Annotated in this window: 16 protein-coding genes; 8 read left to right on the top strand and 8 right to left on the bottom strand. The window is 58.4% G+C overall.

Translation table 11 applies throughout. The annotated features are described in order from the left end of the window. The first annotated feature begins 62 nt into the window (after nt 1-62). The 8 genes from ppsR (at nt 63) to INF58_RS05315 (ending at nt 8,183) form a co-directional block, all read left to right on the top strand. Nucleotides 63-896, top strand: a complete 834-nt coding sequence (gene ppsR / locus INF58_RS05350) for a posphoenolpyruvate synthetase regulatory kinase/phosphorylase PpsR (protein ID WP_063448964.1) — start codon at nt 63-65, stop codon at nt 894-896. 151 nt (nt 897-1,047) lie between these two features. Beyond that, nucleotides 1,048-2,094: a 3-deoxy-7-phosphoheptulonate synthase AroH gene (gene aroH, locus INF58_RS05345; protein WP_107535182.1), complete on the top strand. Its 1,047-nt coding sequence runs from the start codon at nt 1,048-1,050 to the stop codon at nt 2,092-2,094. A 198-nt stretch (nt 2,095-2,292) separates the two neighbouring features. After that, nucleotides 2,293-2,481 (top strand): hemin uptake protein HemP, encoded by a 189-nt coding sequence (gene hemP, locus INF58_RS05340; protein ID WP_063163262.1) that lies wholly within the window; start codon nt 2,293-2,295, stop codon nt 2,479-2,481. A gap of 76 nt (nt 2,482-2,557) precedes the next feature. After that, the gene (locus INF58_RS05335; RefSeq protein WP_107535181.1) at nt 2,558-4,540 is read left to right on the top strand and encodes a TonB-dependent hemoglobin/transferrin/lactoferrin family receptor; all 1,983 of its coding nucleotides are present in this window, start codon (nt 2,558-2,560) and stop codon (nt 4,538-4,540) included. A gap of 35 nt (nt 4,541-4,575) precedes the next feature. Further along, nucleotides 4,576-5,604: a hematinate-forming heme oxygenase ChuS gene (gene chuS, locus INF58_RS05330; protein ID WP_193527172.1), complete on the top strand. Its 1,029-nt coding sequence runs from the start codon at nt 4,576-4,578 to the stop codon at nt 5,602-5,604. Continuing rightward, complete coding sequence (locus INF58_RS05325) at nt 5,601-6,419, top strand: hemin ABC transporter substrate-binding protein (RefSeq protein ID WP_193527171.1); 819 nt, start codon at nt 5,601-5,603, stop codon at nt 6,417-6,419. The genes chuS and INF58_RS05325 overlap by 4 nt, the downstream gene beginning before the upstream one ends. Continuing rightward, the gene (locus tag INF58_RS05320; protein WP_193527170.1) at nt 6,419-7,411 is read left to right on the top strand and encodes an iron ABC transporter permease; all 993 of its coding nucleotides are present in this window, start codon (nt 6,419-6,421) and stop codon (nt 7,409-7,411) included. The genes INF58_RS05325 and INF58_RS05320 overlap by 1 nt, the downstream gene beginning before the upstream one ends. After that, nucleotides 7,404-8,183, top strand: a complete 780-nt coding sequence (locus INF58_RS05315) for a heme ABC transporter ATP-binding protein (protein ID WP_193527169.1) — start codon at nt 7,404-7,406, stop codon at nt 8,181-8,183. The genes INF58_RS05320 and INF58_RS05315 overlap by 8 nt, the downstream gene beginning before the upstream one ends. Here INF58_RS05315 and selO read toward each other — a convergent pair. The 8 genes from selO to pheT form a co-directional block, all read right to left on the bottom strand. Then, entirely contained in the window at nt 8,180-9,622 is a 1,443-nt protein-coding gene (gene selO, locus INF58_RS05310) for a protein adenylyltransferase SelO (protein WP_193527168.1), read from the bottom strand. The genes INF58_RS05315 and selO overlap by 4 nt on opposite strands. 61 nt (nt 9,623-9,683) lie before the next feature. Beyond that, nucleotides 9,684-10,397: an EAL domain-containing protein gene (locus INF58_RS05305; RefSeq protein WP_193527167.1), complete on the bottom strand. Its 714-nt coding sequence runs from the start codon at nt 10,395-10,397 to the stop codon at nt 9,684-9,686. A gap of 292 nt (nt 10,398-10,689) precedes the next feature. Beyond that, entirely contained in the window at nt 10,690-11,154 is a 465-nt protein-coding gene (locus tag INF58_RS05300) for an NlpC/P60 family protein (RefSeq protein ID WP_063448974.1), read from the bottom strand. Between the two features lie 72 nt (nt 11,155-11,226). Then, a complete protein-coding gene (gene btuD, locus INF58_RS05295) occupies nt 11,227-11,982 on the bottom strand; it encodes a vitamin B12 ABC transporter ATP-binding protein BtuD (protein WP_193527166.1) in 756 nt (251 codons plus the stop codon). Beyond that, on the bottom strand, nt 11,982-12,533 hold the full coding sequence (locus tag INF58_RS05290) for a glutathione peroxidase (RefSeq protein ID WP_022650905.1): 552 nt from the start codon (nt 12,531-12,533) through the stop codon (nt 11,982-11,984). The genes btuD and INF58_RS05290 overlap by 1 nt, the downstream gene beginning before the upstream one ends. A gap of 33 nt (nt 12,534-12,566) precedes the next feature. Continuing rightward, the gene (btuC, locus tag INF58_RS05285) at nt 12,567-13,547 is read right to left on the bottom strand and encodes a vitamin B12 ABC transporter permease BtuC (protein WP_193527165.1); all 981 of its coding nucleotides are present in this window, start codon (nt 13,545-13,547) and stop codon (nt 12,567-12,569) included. A gap of 103 nt (nt 13,548-13,650) precedes the next feature. Beyond that, nucleotides 13,651-13,950 (bottom strand): integration host factor subunit alpha, encoded by a 300-nt coding sequence (ihfA, locus tag INF58_RS05280; protein WP_003857805.1) that lies wholly within the window; start codon nt 13,948-13,950, stop codon nt 13,651-13,653. A gap of 4 nt (nt 13,951-13,954) precedes the next feature. Further along, nucleotides 13,955-16,342 carry a phenylalanine--tRNA ligase subunit beta gene (pheT, locus tag INF58_RS05275; RefSeq protein WP_193527164.1) on the bottom strand — a complete coding sequence of 796 codons (2,388 nt, stop codon included), beginning with the start codon at nt 16,340-16,342 and terminating at the stop codon, nt 13,955-13,957. Nucleotides 16,343-16,357 lie beyond the last annotated feature (15 nt).

The raw sequence follows: 16,357 nt of genomic DNA, 5'->3' as shown, positions 1-16,357 counted from the left end.
TGAAATTAACTTTTTTAATTTATGCTTTCAGGCAATTACGTACGCTATTCAGGGTGAATAAAATGGATAATGCTGTCGATCGCCACGTTTTTTATATTTCTGATGGGACGGCGATCACCGCCGAGGTGCTGGGCCACGCGGTGATGTCGCAGTTTCCCGTGTCGATAAACAGCATCACGCTGCCGTTCGTGGAAAACGAGAGCCGGGCCAAAGCGGTCAAGGACCAGATCGACGCCATTTATCAGCAGACCGGCGTTCGTCCGCTGGTGTTCTATTCCATCGTGATCCCCGAGATCCGCAACATCATTCTGCAAAGCGAAGGGTTCTGTCAGGACATCGTGCAGGCGCTGGTCGCACCGCTGCAAAGCGAGCTGAAGCTCGACCCGACGCCCATCGCCCACCGTACCCACGGACTAAACCCCGGCAACCTGACCAAATACGATGCGCGTATTGCCGCCATTGACTATACCCTGGCGCACGACGACGGGATCTCGCTGCGCAATCTGGACCAGGCGCAGGTCATTTTGCTCGGCGTGTCGCGCTGCGGTAAAACTCCCACCAGCCTTTACCTGGCGATGCAGTTTGGCATTCGCGCCGCCAACTACCCCTTTATTGCCGATGATATGGATAACCTGGTGCTGCCCGCCGCGCTCAAGCCGCTCCAGCATAAGCTGTTTGGGCTGACCATCAACCCGGAACGTCTGGCGGCGATCCGCGAAGAACGTCGCGAGAACAGCCGCTACGCCTCGATGCGCCAGTGTCGAATGGAAGTCGCCGAAGTCGAAGCGCTGTACCGAAAAAACCAGATCCCCTGGCTGAACAGCACCAACTATTCGGTAGAAGAAATTGCCACCAAAATCCTCGACATCATGGGGCTGAATCGCCGCATGTACTAATATGCTAGTACATTAATCCAGTTTCAGTTATTATTACGCTCATCCTCGGGGCGACGCGCCCCGAACTTGAAATCAGCAGGGATTGGTTTAAGGTGATGCCCATCACTTCCCGGTAGTCTGCCGATGAAGCAAAAAATTTCTGAGACATTCCATGAACAAAACCGACGAACTTCGCACTGCGCGCATTGATAGCCTGGTCACACCGGCTGAACTGGCACAGCTGCACCCCGTTTCCCCCGAGGTGGCGGACCATGTGACGGCCTCCCGTCGTCGCATCGAAAAAATTCTCAATGGTGAAGACAAACGTCTTCTGGTGGTGATTGGCCCCTGCTCCATTCACGACCTGGACGCGGCGATGGATTATGCAAAACGCCTTCAGACGCTGCGCGAAACGTATCAGGATCGGCTAGAGATCGTGATGCGTACCTACTTTGAAAAGCCGCGCACCGTGGTGGGCTGGAAAGGGCTGATTTCCGATCCCGATCTGAACGGCAGCTACCGGGTGAATCACGGTATTGCCCTGGCGCGCAAGCTGCTGCTACAGGTTAACGAGCTGGGCGTGCCGACCGCCACCGAATTCCTGGATATGGTGACCGGACAGTTTATTGCCGACCTCATCAGCTGGGGCGCGATTGGCGCGCGCACCACCGAAAGCCAGATCCACCGTGAAATGGCATCGGCGCTCTCCTGCCCGGTGGGCTTTAAAAACGGAACTGACGGCAATACCCGAATTGCCGTCGATGCCATCCGCGCGTCGCGCGCCAGCCATATGTTCCTCTCTCCGGATAAAAACGGCCAGATGACCATCTACCAGACCAGCGGCAACCCTTACGGCCACATCATTATGCGCGGCGGTAAAAAGCCGAACTACCACGCGGAAGATATTGCCGCCGCCTGCGAAACACTGGCGGAGTTTGACCTGCCGGAGCATCTGGTGGTGGATTTCAGCCACGGCAACTGCCAGAAACAGCACCGCCGCCAGCTGGACGTCTGCGATGAAGTCTGCCAGCAGATCCGCAGCGGCTCGACCGCCATTGCGGGGATTATGGCGGAGAGCTTTATCAAAGAAGGCACCCAGAAGATCGTGGCCGGACAGCACATGGTGTACGGCCAGTCGATTACCGACCCTTGCCTAAGCTGGGAAGACAGCGAACGGCTGCTGGAGAAGCTGGCTGCGGCGGTTGATTCTCGATTTTAAACCCTTGCCGGGTGGCGGCTACGCCTTACCCGGCCTACGGTTCGTGCCGTTGTAGGCCCGGTAAGGCGTAGCCGCCACCGGGCGTTTCATTGCACAAATTTGATCCCGTCACACAATTTTCACAAAAACGCTTGCTGTGAAAATGCAGTTTATTGATAATGATTATCATTGTTACATTGATTGTTATTTATAAACATTATGTCACCGACCGATAACAGCGCAGCAACGCCAGTAAAAACACACACAGCGCCATCCCCTGCTTCCACCGATCGCCGCATCGACAGCAAAAGCCTGTTGGGCGAGGAAGGCCGGGTGATTATCGAGCATGACGGCCAGCACTATCTGCTGCGCCAGACCAATGCCGGAAAACTGATCCTGACAAAATAAACCAGACTAAACCTTCGCCAGCCACCCAGGTGATCCCCAGGCAGCCAGCGCTTTTCAATTCTTATGGAGAGTTGCTATGCCACACCTGCAATCCGCGTCTTTACGCCCGTCCCTTCTGGCGCTGGCGATTGTCAGCACCCTGCCGGGCGTTGCGTTTGCCGCCGCAGACGATATCACCGTTACCGCCACCGGCAATGCCCGCAGCGCCTTTGAAGCCCCCATGATGGTGAGCGTGATTGACGCCACCGCCCCGGAAAACCAGACCGCCAGCTCCGCCGCCGACCTGCTGCGCAAGGTGCCTGGCCTGATGCTGGACGGCACCGGTCGCACCAACGGCCAGGACGTTAACCTGCGCGGTTACGACCGCCGTGGCGTGCTGGTGCTGGTGGATGGCGTACGCCAGGGTACCGATACCGGACACCTGAACAGCACGTTCCTCGACCCGGCGCTGATCAAACGTATTGAAGTGGTGCGCGGCCCTTCCGCCCTGCTGTACGGCAGCGGCGCGCTGGGTGGCGTGATTTCGTATGATACCGTCGACGCCAGCGATCTGCTGGACGCAGGTAAAAACAGCGGCTATCGCGTGTTTGCTACCGGCGCGACGGGCGATCGCAGCATCGGAATGGGTGCCAGCGCCTATGGCCGCACTGATACCCTTGACGGCCTGGTCTCCTGGTCCAGCCGCGATCGCGGCGACATTCGCCAGAGCGACGGCGCGAGGGCACCAAACGACGAGTCCATCAACAATATGCTGGCGAAAGGCAGCTGGAAAATCGACCCGGCTCAGACCCTCAGCGGCTCCCTGCGCTACTACAACAACGACGCGCAGGAGCCAAAAAATCCGCAGACCACGGATGCCAACAGCAGTAACCCGATGACCGACCGTTCCACCATTCAGCGCGATGCCCAGCTTGGCTACCGCATTGCGCCCGCCGGAAACGACTGGCTAAACGCCGATGCGAAAATCTACTGGTCCGAAGCACGGATCAACGCCCAGAACATTGACGCCAGCGGCGAGTTCCGTAAGCAGACCACCAAAGGCGGCAAAGTGGAAAACCGCACCCGCCTGTTCAGCGACTCTTTTGCCTCGCACCTGCTGACCTACGGCGGGGAATACTATCGTCAGGAGCAACACCCTGGCGGCGCGACCACCGGCTTCCCGGACGCGAAGATCGACTTTAGCTCCGGCTGGTTGCAGGATGAGATCACCCTGCGCGACCTGCCGGTAACGCTTCTCGGCGGGACGCGTTACGACAACTACCGCGGCAGCAGCAGCGGTTACGACGACGTGGATGCGGATAAGTGGTCATCACGCGCCGGGTTAACCGTGAGTCCAGCCGACTGGCTGATGCTGTTCGGCTCTTACGCTCAGGCCTTCCGCGCGCCAACGATGGGCGAGATGTATAACGACTCGAAGCACTTCTCCATCGGCAGTTTCTACACCAACTACTGGGTGCCGAACCCGAACCTGCGTCCGGAAACTAACGAAACCCAGGAGTTCGGTTTTGGGCTGCGTTTTGACGATCTCATGCTCGCCAACGACGCGCTGGAGTTCAAAGCCAGCTACTTCGACACCAAAGCGAAAGATTACATCTCCACCACCGTCGATTTTGCGGCGGCTACCACCATGTCCTACAACGTGCCAAACGCCAAAATCTGGGGCTGGGACATGATGGCGACCTACTCGACCAGTCTGTTCAACCTCGACGTGGCCTACAACCGCACGCGCGGGAAAGATACCGACACGGGCGAATATATCTCCAGCATTAATCCGGACACCGTCACCAGCAAGCTGGATATCCCGGTGGCGCAAAGCGGCTTCTCCGTGGGCTGGATCGGCACCTTCGTCGAACGTTCAACGCACATCAGCAGCAGCTACAGCGAGCAGCCGGGCTATGCGGTTAACGACTTCTACGTCAGCTACAAAGGCCAGCAGCAGTTCAAAGGCATCACCACCACCCTCGTACTGGGGAACGCCTTTGATAAAGCCTACTGGTCACCGCAGGGCATTCCGCAGGACGGTCGCAACGGTAAAATTTTCGTCAGTTATCAGTGGTAATCCCCGTCGGGGCAACGATTCAGAAGGATAAGATTATGCGTCACTACACACGCTGGCTTGAGCTTAAAGAAGAAAATCCGGGTAAGTACGCGCGTGATATCGCCGGCTTAATGAACATCAGTGAGGCGGAGCTGGCTTATGCACGCGTCGGCCACGACGCCTGGCGGCTGCGCGGCGAGATCCGCGACATTCTGGCGGCGCTGGAGTCCGTGGGCGAAACCAAATGCATCTGCCGTAACGAGTACGCCGTTCATGAACAGGTCGGGGCGTTTACTAACCAGCACCTCGGCGGCCACGCCGGGCTGGTGCTGAACCCGCGCGCGCTGGATCTGCGTCTGTTCCTCAACCAGTGGGCGAGCGCGTTTCACATCAGCGAGGCGACCTCGCGTGGCGAACGCCAGAGCATTCAGTTCTTCGATCGTCAGGGCGATGCGCTGCTGAAGGTCTACGCCACGGATAGCACCGACGTCGCCGCCTGGGGCGACGTGCTGACCCGTTTTATCATTGCTGATAACCCCTCTCTGGTACTGGAAGCGGCCGATGCCCCCGCGCATGCCGAGCGCGCAGACGCCAGTACGGTAGAGAACGAGTGGCGCGCCATGACCGACGTGCACCAGTTCTTTAGCCTGCTCAAGCGCCACAACCTCAGCCGCCAGCAGGCGTTTCGTCTGGTCAGTGACGATCTGGCCTGTAAGGTTGAAAACAGCGCGCTGGCGCAGTTGCTGGAGACGGCGCGACGGGACGGAAACGAAATCATGATCTTTGTCGGCAACCGCGGCTGCGTGCAGATCTTCACCGGTGCGGTGGAAAAGCTGACGCCAATGAAGGGCTGGCTGAACATCTTCAACCCGACCTTTACCCTGCACCTGCTGGAGGAGGCCGTCGCGGAGACGTGGGTAACGCGCAAGCCGACGGCGGACGGTCACGTCACCAGCCTGGAGCTGTTTGCGGCGGATGGCACCCAAATCGCCCAGCTCTACGGTCAGCGTACTGAAGGCGAGCCGGAGCAGAGCCTGTGGCGTCGCCAGATTGACGCCCTGACGCCGGAAGGACTGGCCGCATGAAAAACTGGTTTGCCCTGCTCTGCGCCCTGCCGCTGGTCGCCGCCGCCGCGCCGGAGAGAATTGTCGCCCTCGGCGGCGATGTGACGGAGATCGTCTACGCCCTCGGCGCGGAGTCCTCTCTGGTTGCGCGCGACAGTACCAGCCAGTGGCCGCAGGCAACGACAGCGCTGCCTGACGTGGGATACCTGCGCCAGCTCAACGCGGAGGGGATTTTGTCCGTGCGCCCGACGCTGGTGCTGGCAAGCGACCAGGCACAGCCATCACTGGCGCTGAAGCAGGTTGAACAGAGCCACGTCAGGGTGGTGACCGTTCCCGGTACCCCGGACCTGCGCGCGATTGACGAAAAAGTACGGGTGATAGCCCAGGCGACGCATCATGAGGCGCAAGGGGAAACCCTGCGCAGCTCGCTGCGTCAGGCGCTGGCGGCGCTGCCCTCGTCACCGCTCAACAAGCGGGTGCTGTTTATCCTCAGCCACGGCGGGATGACCGCAATGGCGGCCGGGCAACAGACCGGCGCGGATGCGGCAATCCGCGCTGCCGGGTTGCAGAACGCCATGCAGGGCTTTACCCGCTATCAGCCGCTCTCGCAGGAGGGAGTGGTGGCCAGCCAGCCGGATCTGGTGGTGATTTCGCAGGACGGCCTCACCGCGCTGGGCGGTGAAGAAAATCTGTGGAAACTGCCCGGCCTGGCGCAAACGCCAGCGGGACGAAACAGGCAGGTGCTGGCCATTGACGACATGGCCCTGCTGGGCTTCAGCGTCCGTACGCCGAAAGCCATTCAGCAGCTGCGAACCAGAGCGGAGCAACTGCCCTGATGTCCCGGCGCATCACGCTCTCGCTGTGGCTTCTGGCGGGGGCGCTCACCGTCATAACGTTCACCGCCACCGGTTTTGGGGCGTTACGCCTGCCGGTGAACGTGCTGTGGAGCAGCAGCGATGAGACGCTGCGCCAGATCTGGCTAACCATCCGTCTGCCCCGCGTGCTGCTGGCGCTGGTGATTGGCGGATCGCTGGCGCTTGCCGGTTGCGTCATGCAGGGACTGTTCCGCAATCCGCTGGCCGACCCGGGCCTGCTCGGGATCAGCAGCGGCGCGGCGCTGGCCGTCGCACTCTGGGTGGTGCTTCCGCTCTCTTTGCCCGCGCTGGTGATGCTCTACGCCCCGATGCTGGCGGCATTCATTGGGGCGCTGGCGGCCACAGCCGCGATCTTTCTGCTCAGCCGACAGCGTAACGGCTCGCTGTCACGCCTGTTGCTGGTGGGGATCGCCATCAATGCCCTGTGCGGTGCGGCAGTAGGCGTACTTTCGTGGGTCAGCAATGACGCGCAGCTTCGCCAGCTTTCGCTCTGGGGAATGGGAAGTCTCGGTCAGGCGCAGTGGTCAACGCTGTTAGCCGTGACCTCGCTGATGGTGCCTGCCGTTCTGGCGATCTGGCGTTGTGCCAGCGCGTTAAATTTGCTGCAACTGGGTGAAGAGGAAGCGCATTACCTTGGCGTGGACGTTGCCCTGATACAGCGAATCTTACTGTTGTGCAGCGCCCTGCTGGTCGCGGCGGCTGTCGCCGTCAGCGGCGTGATTGGCTTTGTCGGGCTCGTGGTGCCGCACCTGATGCGCATGTGGCTGGGTGCCGATCACCGCGCAACGCTCCCCGGTGCGATACTTGCGGGCGCGCTTCTGCTGCTGGTGGCGGATACGGTGGCGCGCACCCTGGTCGCCCCAGCAGAAATGCCGGTCGGCCTGCTCACCAGCATCCTTGGTGCCCCCTGGTTCTTATGGCTTATCTTTCGGCGTGGAGAACAGCATGGCTGAACGCTATACGGCTGAACATCTTACCCTTACCCGGTCTGGCCGCACGCTGACGGATAATATTTCGCTGTCACTGTCGCAGGGAGAGCTGGTGACGCTTATCGGCCCCAACGGTGCGGGGAAATCGACGCTGCTGCGGCTGCTGACAGGCTACCTGAAGCCCGACAGCGGCAGCTGTTCGCTGGCGGGGAAAACTCTGGGCGAATGGCCGCCGGAAACGCTGTCCCGCTATCGGGCGGTGATGCGCCAGCATACTCAGCCAGGATTTGACTGGCAGGTGGAGGAGATCGTTGGAATGGGGCGTGCGCCCTGGACGCGGCACCCGGAACCGTCGATTGTGCGTGAGGTGTTGCAGCTGACCGGTTGCCTGCCGCTGGCCGGCAGGCGCTATCATGCCCTCTCGGGCGGCGAGCAGCAGCGCGTTCAGCTCGCCCGCGCGCTGGCGCAGCTGTGGCGTGACGGAACGCCGCGCGGCTGGCTGTTTCTCGACGAACCCACTTCCGCGCTGGATCTCTATCACCAGCAGCATCTGCTGCGTCTGCTGAAATCCCTCACCCGTCAGGGCCAACTTCACGTCTGCGTGGTGCTGCACGATCTCAATCTTGCCGCGTTATGGTCGGACAGGATCCTGCTGCTCCACAACGGGAGGATTGTTTCTGAGGGAATGCCGGAGACAGTTTTGCAGGCCGACGCGCTGGCCCGCTGGTACGGTGCGCAGGTGCACGTCGGCACGCATCCGGCGCATGCCGCGCCGCAGGTTTTTCTCGCCCCTTAGCTTGAGCAGCTCACTTCCAGCCGCTTGCCCCAGTCCGGCGGGCGGCTGACATAGTCATCGCCCCGGTCGGCAAACGGCGTACGCAGGGCGATATGCAGCCGGTGCAGCTCGGTATAATCCCCCTGCTCTGCCTGCTCAATGGCCCGCTGCGCCAGCCAGTTGCGCAACACCATCGCCGGGTTAACCGCCTTCATCTGCGCCTGACGGGTATCATCGTCAATCTGCTCCTGCTGCAAACGCGCGCGGTAAGCGGCAAACCAGTCATCAAACGCCTGTCGATCAATGAACTCGTCGCGCAGCGGTGACGCGGCGCTCTGCTGCATGGTCTGGCTCAGCATACGGAAGGTTCGGGTATAGTCGCTGCCTTCCCGCGCCATGATCGCAAACAGCCCATTCAGCAGCGCGTTATCGCCTTTTTCCTGCGTCATGAGGCCCAGCTTGTTGCGCATTAACGCGCCGTATTCCCGCAGCAACACCTCCTGATAGCTGTCGAGCGCATCGTTCAGGGCATCGACGTCGATAAACGGCGACAGGCTTTGTGCAAGACGCTGGAGGTTCCACAGCCCCACCGCAGGCTGGTTGTCGAACCGGTAACGCCCCTGATAGTCCGAATGGTTACAGATGTAACCCGGCTGATAGTCATCAAGGAAGCCGTACGGACCGTAGTCAAACGTCAGCCCCAACAGGGACATGTTGTCGGTATTCATTACGCCGTGCGCAAAGCCGACGGCCTGCCAGCGGGCAATCATGGAGGCGGTGCGCGCGACGATATCGCGGAACCAGAGAACATAGCGATCCGCTTCGTTTTGCAGATGCGGCCAGTGACGACGAAGGGCGTAATCGGCAAGCTGGCGGACCTTATCCGGCTCGCGGCGATAATAGAAGTGTTCAAAATGGCCGAAACGCAGATGGCTTTCGGCCACGCGGATCAGCATCGCTCCCTGCTCCATCGTCTCGCGGGCAACCGGCGTGTCGCTGGTGACAATCGACAGCGCGCGTGAGGTGGGGATCCCCAGCGCATGCATGGCTTCCGACGCCAGACCTTCACGGATGGTTGAGCGCAGCACCGCGCGGCCATCTCCCATGCGAGAGTATGGGGTCAGCCCTGCCCCTTTCAGGTGCCAGTCGCGCGTTTCGCCATTCGGCAATACCTGTTCACCCAGCAGGATGCCGCGACCATCGCCGAGCTGTCCCGCCCAGACGCCAAACTGGTGTCCGCTGTAAACCTGAGCCAGCGGCTTCATGCCCGGAAGCAGCGTTTCGCCCCCCCAGACGCCGGCGCCTTTTTCTGGCTGAAAAAGAGACGAAGGGATGCCAAGCGAATCCGCTAACGCATCGTTATGCCAGATCAGACGTGCATTCTGTAAAGGCGTTGGCTTAAGCGCGGTGTAAAAGCCAGGTAGTTCATCATGCCAGTGGGCAGTAAAAGACAGGGTCATAAGTCCTCCTGCTTTAAGTGTAGAGGGTTTCCCTGTACGTAAACACGGGCGAAGAAAGGGGTTATTGCTGAACGAGGGTCGTGACGCGTTCAGCCGGGACGGCAGGCCACAGGGTGCCCTGCATTGCACCAAAATTGAAGGGCAGCACGCGTTGCAGGATGCCGTGATCGTCAATTCCTGAGACCATGACCGACTGACAGTGCGGCGTGATTTGCCAGAGGATAGCGCGCATAAAAGGCTCAAAGGAGAGCGCCGAAACGCGCTGCTGGATGAAGTTTTTATCCAGAATGACCCGTTTGAACAAACCATCATAAACCGGCTTAAGGGACGCGGCCCCTGCACCAAAGTTAGCCAGCACTAATGGGAAATGGATCGCCATTCTTGCCAGCGTCAGATCGTCTTTTCCGTTATTTAAACCTGGATAGTTCTCATTAACAGTAAACTCAAGAAACGGATAACGCTCAAGGATTGAAACAGCGTTCTCATTAGTTAATAAAAACTCAACAATTGCGGGTGTAATATTGATCCATGCAATTAACTGATGCTGAATAAAAAATAGCTTACAGATATCGAGTAATTGCAGTTTCTCCTGAAACAGCGCTAATTCATCTTCCCGGGAAAGATGCGGGATAACCAGTTCCGTCGGGATTCGTACGTCCGTACCCACGCCAGTAAAGTTAACCAAAATCTCTAAACCTTTAAGCAAACCTGCACTATCACGCGCCGGAAGCAGTAAAAGTTCAGACTGGTAAGCATTATCTAGCGTAATAATCATCGCGCTTGTCCTGCATTAAAGATGAGAGAGAACATCCTGGAGCAATTGCAGGCACAATTCCACTGTCTTGATTTTAATAAGTTTAATTTCATTCTTTCCGTATTAATTTTCAGATTTTTCCCTGAATCTTTAATAATTTTATCCTGGTTATTGAATAATAGCCAGTTTTAGATAAAACAGGCACATGCCGACATAAATAATTGGGCAAAAATTTAACTTTAATCAACCCGTAAGAAAAGCCTGACGGCTATATTCGCCGCCAGGCTCCCCGCACTGCATCTTTATGCATCGGTTAAATACGTCTGGCCTGCCAGAAGTTTTTACGCCAGTAAACATTATCGAGAGAGGAGCGCATCACGCCACGGCTGGTCGAGGCATGAATAAACTGATTATCGGTGTCATAAATGCCGACATGAAGGCCGCTTTCACCGGAGCCTGTTTTGAAAAAGACCAGGTCGCCGGGCAGGAGCTCGTCTTTATCAATCTCAGTGCCGATCTCCGCCTGCATACGCGTTTCACGCGGAAGCTGTAGATCAAATTTATCGCGGAAGGTCATCAGCACGAATCCCGAGCAATCCACCCCGCCCCGGCTCATGCCACCGTAGCGATAGGGGGTGCCGCGCCAGTTGCTGAGCTGATCGTTCAGGCTGGCAATGACCGTAATGGAATCGGAAAGCCGTGGGTTGGGCGGAGGTGCACGATGGCTACTGCATCCTGCAAGAAAGAGCGCCGCAACAAGGAGAAACCAGAATCGCATTTCAGACGAATCCTCTGCTTTTTTTGTTCTTTCGGTAATTTAGCGTGCATCTATGCGGCTGTGCAAGAAAGGTTATTCCTGCGCCGTGGAGATGAGCATCTTGTGGCCTTCAATATCCAGCCTCCGGAACGACATGTGGTAAGTACTGGCAAGATTGGGAGCCGTCAGCACGCTGTCGCGCGGTCCGCTGGCAATCAGTTTGCCACGGGCCAGCAACCACACCCGATGGGCGTGGCGCAACGTATGGTTTAAATCATGACTGCTCATCACAATGGTAATGCCCTTGCGGCAGAGCGCGCTGAGCAGGGCATCCAGCGCGGCCTGCTGGGCAACGTCCAGCCCGCTCATCGGCTCGTCCAGCAGCAGCAACCGCCCGTGAGGATTTCCGGACGGATGGATCTGAAGAATGACGGCGGCCAGACGCACGCGCTGCCACTCGCCGCCGGAAAGCTGGCTGGCCTGTCGGGTGAGCTTATCGTCTAACCCGAGCGCCGCGGCAACGTCGTGGAGCAATGCCACCTGATTTTTATCAGGCAGGTGCAGCGTCAGGTAGTGCCAGACCGGCATCGCAAACGGCGGCACCTGCTGCTGAACCAGATAGCTTCGACGGGAGGCGAGCGTAGCGGGTGGCCATTCGTCAAGAGATTGCCCTAGAAAGGTAATCTCCCCTTCCCCGGCGGTTAGCCCCGCCATGCGCGCCAGCAGCGTGCTCTTCCCGGCACCGTTTGGCCCAACCAGGTGAAGAATTTCCCCTGCGTTGACGGTGGCGGTTACAGGCTCAAGACGTCCCTTCCCGGCAACGTCTGTGAGCTGCATCAGCAGCGACATTATTTCGCCAGCGCCAGCTTGATAGATTCCATCACGATAGGATCTTCAGGCGTCATGTCCGGGGAAAAACGCTGTACGACCTGACCGTCACGGCCAATCAGGAATTTTTCGAAGTTCCACAGAATATCGTCCGGATAGAGCGGCGCCCGGCCTTTGCTTGCCATGCGCTCGTAGAAACCACTCTCTTCAGGCGCAACCGCTGTCGGCGCCGCGGCCACCAGTTTGGCATACAGCGGATGACGATTTTCCCCGTTCACATCAATTTTGCTGAACATCGGGAACGTCACGCCATAGGTTGTGCTGCAAAAGGTCTTAATCTCCTCTTCGCTGCCCGGCTCCTGCCCCAGGAACTGGTTGCACGGGAAGCCGAGCACGGTAAAACCGTCTTTTTCCCAGGCTTTATGAATATTTTCCAGCTGTTCATACTGTGGCGTCAGGCCGCATTTCGACGCCACGTTCACGATGAGCAGCACCTTGCCCTTGTAGCCTTCCAGCGTGGTTTTCTCGCCGTCAATGGTGGTCACTTCGGTATTCAGAATATCAGACTGCATAGCATTCCCTCAGGTTGACTTACGGGTAGTGTGTTAACGTCCAGCTTTCAATAATAGCCAGATAAAGACCGGCGCGCCCAGCGTCGCGGTCACCACGCCAATGGGCAGCTCTGCGGCGGTCAGAGCGAGCCGGGCGATGATATCGGCAATCAGCAGCGTTGCCGCCCCGGCAATCGCCGTGGCCGGGAGCAGGGTTCGATGGTCCGTAATGCCGGACAGACGCAGCATATGCGGGATCACCAGCCCAATAAAGCCAATCGCGCCCGCCAGCGCCACGCTTACGCCCACCATCCAGCCGATGGCGATAACCAGCACGTTGCGCCAGAACCCAATCGGCATCCCAAGCTGACGAGCAGACGTTTCACCCAGCGCGAGCATATTCAGCGGCTGCGCCTGGAATGCCGTCCACAGAATGACCGGGAGCAGGAGCAGCATCAGCCATCCCTGACGCCAGTCAACGCCCCCAAAGCCCCCCATCATCCAGTACATCAGCTGGCGCAGATCAAAAGAGGTGGAGAAGTAGACGGCCCAGGTCATCAGCGCACTACAGATGATCCCTAACGCCACCCCGGCAAGCAGCAGCCGGCTGGTGGATAAGTGGCGTCGGGCAAAGCGCAGCAGGATGAGGGTTATCAACAGCGCGCCAAGAATGGCGCTGAGGCTAATCCCCCAGGCGGAGAGCTCGCCTCCTCCCAGCATCACGGCGGCGATTAGCCCAACGCCTGCGCCATTCGACACTCCCAGAAGCCCGGGTTCCGCCAGCGGGTTTTCAAACAGTGCCTGCATGATCGTGCCGCACAGCGCCAGGGCAGCGCCGACTAAAAGGACCGCCAGCGTCCGCGGCAGGCGGATCTGCCAGACAAAGATCTGTCCCTCAGGCGTAAACCAGCTTGCCGGCCCCAGCCACCGATCGCCCGCACACAGGCTGACCGTGGTGGCGACAAGCAACAGCACCCCGAGCAGACACAGGCGGCGGAGATCGGAGCGGTGCTGGCGACGGGCAAGATCAAGCATAGACGATAGGTTATCCGGTTGAGATATCATTGATTTTACGGCGGGTTTGGCAAATAGCGCAAAGAAAAAAGGCCGCGTGGGCGGCCTTTTTGGTTAGTTCATATTACTCTGCTTTAGGCGTTGCGTTTTCGACGCGGCTCTTTAACTTCTGGCCGGGTCTGAAGGTCACCACGCGGCGGGCTGTAATGGGAATATCTTCCCCCGTCTTCGGGTTACGGCCCGGACGTTGGTTTTTGTCTCGCAAATCAAAATTGCCAAAACCGGAGAGTTTTACCTGCTCACCATTTTCCAGAGCACGACGGATCTCTTCGAAAAACAGCTCTACCAGCTCTTTGGCATCCCGTTTGCTAAGCCCAAGCTTATCAAACAGATATTCTGACATTTCAGCTTTTGTAAGCGCCATAGGTTCAATCCCTCAATGATGCCTGGAATCGCTCTTTTAATGCCTCTACACATTTGGCGACGGTAGCGGCAATCTCCTCTTCTTCGAGTGTACGGCTGGTATCCTGAAGGATAAGGCTAATAGCGAGGCTCTTGAAACCTTCTGCTACGCCCTTGCCGCGGTACACGTCAAATAAGTTTACGCCAACTACCTGATTTACGCCAACTTTCTTACATTCGGCCAAAATATCTGCTGCGGGCACATTTTCGGCGACCACAACCGCGATATCACGGCGGTTTGCAGGGAAGCGAGAGATGTCCTGCGCCTGAGGAATCACGCGGTCTGCAACCGGGCTCCACTCCAGCTCGAACACGATGGTACGGCCATTCAGGTCCAGCTTACGTTCCAGCTCTGGGTGAACAACGCCAATGAAACCAACGCGTTTGCCGTCTAAATAAATCGCCGCACTCTGGCCCGGATGCAGGGCCGGAATCGCTTCTGCACGGAATTCAATTTCGGATAATTTACCGGTCAGATCGAGAATGGCTTCCAGATCGCCCTTCATATCGTAGAAATCAACCGTCCCTTTTGCCAGGTCCCAGTGCTCTTCATAGCGGTTACCGCTGATGGCGCCCGCCAGCATGAGATCCTGACGAATGCCTAAATTCGCCTGAGTATCCGGTACAAAGCGCAAGCCGCTTTCGAAAATACGCACGCGGTTTTGCTGACGGTTCTGGTTATAAACGACAGTGCCCAGCAGGCCGGTCCACAGGGACAGACGCATCGCTGACATTTCGCTGGAAATCGGGCTTGGCAGGATCAGGGCTTCCTGACCCGGGTGGATCAGCTGTTGCAGTTTAGGATCAACGAAGCTGTAGGTGATCACTTCCTGGTAGCCTTTGTCGTTCAGCATGGTTTTCACACGCTTCAGAGACAGGTCGGCTTCACGATGGCTGCCCATCACCAGACCCGCCTGCACCGGCTCGTCAGGGATGTTGTTGTAGCCGTAAACGCGGGCCACTTCTTCCACCAGATCTTCTTCGATCTCCATGTCGAAACGCCAGGATGGCGCAACGGCTTTCCACTCGTCCTGACCTTCTGTCACTTCACAGCCCAGACGCGTCAGAATATCAGTTACCTGCGCATCGGCAACGTGATGACCAATCAGGCGATCCAGCTTGCTGCGGCGCAGGGTAATGGTTGCACGCTTCGGCAGCGTCGCGTCGTTGGTCACATCGATAACCGGACCGGCTTCACCGCCGCAGATGTCGATCAGCAGGCGGGTCGCACGCTCCATCGCTTTGTATTGCAGCGCAGGATCTACGCCACGCTCATAGCGGTGAGAGGCGTCAGTGTGCAGGCCGTGACGACGCGCGCGGCCAGTAATGGAGAGCGGGCTGAAGAACGCGCATTCCAGCAGGACGTTTTGCGTCTCGTCATTGACGCCAGAGTGCTCCCCACCGAAGATACCGCCCATCGCCAGCGCTTTGCTGTGGTCAGCAATCACCAGGGTGTCTGCGTTCAGCTTCGCTTCGCTGCCGTCCAGCAGCAACAGGGTTTCGCCCTCTTTCGCCATGCGCACCACAATACCGCCTTCGATACGATCTTTATCGAACGCGTGCATTGGCTGGCCCAGCTCCAGCAGAACGTAGTTAGTGACGTCAACCACCGCGTCGATAGAACGGATACCGCAGCGACGCAGTTTCTCTTTCATCCACAGTGGGGTTGGCGCTTTAACGTTAATGCCTTTCACCACGCGGCCCAGGTAGCGCGGACAGGCGTCAACGGCGTCAACCTGAATTGGCAGCGTGTCGCTGATGGTGGCCTCAACCGGCGCGATCTCCGGCACGTTCAGCTCGGTCTGGTTCAGCACGGCCACGTCGCGGGCCACGCCGATGATGCCCAGGCAGTCGGCACGGTTAGGCGTCACGCTGATTTCGATGGTGTTATCATCAAGCTTCAGATATTCGCGGATGTCAGTGCCAATCGGCGCATCCAGCGGCAGCTCGATGATACCGTTGTGATCGTCGGAAATCCCCAGCTCGGAGAAGGAGCACAGCATGCCTTCAGACGGCTCACCGCGCAGTTTAGCGGCTTTGATTTTGAAATCGCCCGGCAGTACCGCGCCCACGGTCGCCACGGCCACCTTCAGCCCCTGACGGCAGTTTGGTGCGCCGCAGACGATATCCAGCAGACGGTCACCGCCCACGTTCACTTTTGTTACGCGCAGTTTGTCGGCGTTAGGATGCTGGCCGCACTCCACCACTTCACCTACTACTACGCCGGTGAAAGCGCCAGATACGGGCTCTACGCCATCAACTTCCAGGCCCGCCATGGTGATCTGGTTGGAAAGCGCTTCGCTGTCCAGCGTGGTGTTAACCCATTCGCGTAACCACAGTTCACTGAATTTCATTGTTCTGTCCTGCCC

Origin of the sequence: Enterobacter cloacae complex sp. P24RS, from assembly GCF_014982165.1 — a bacterium.
In the GTDB taxonomy this organism is placed as follows: Bacteria; Pseudomonadota; Gammaproteobacteria; order Enterobacterales; family Enterobacteriaceae; genus Enterobacter; species Enterobacter quasihormaechei.
Note: the sequence above shows the minus strand (reverse complement) of the source record. Positions and strands in the feature narration are given on the sequence as shown.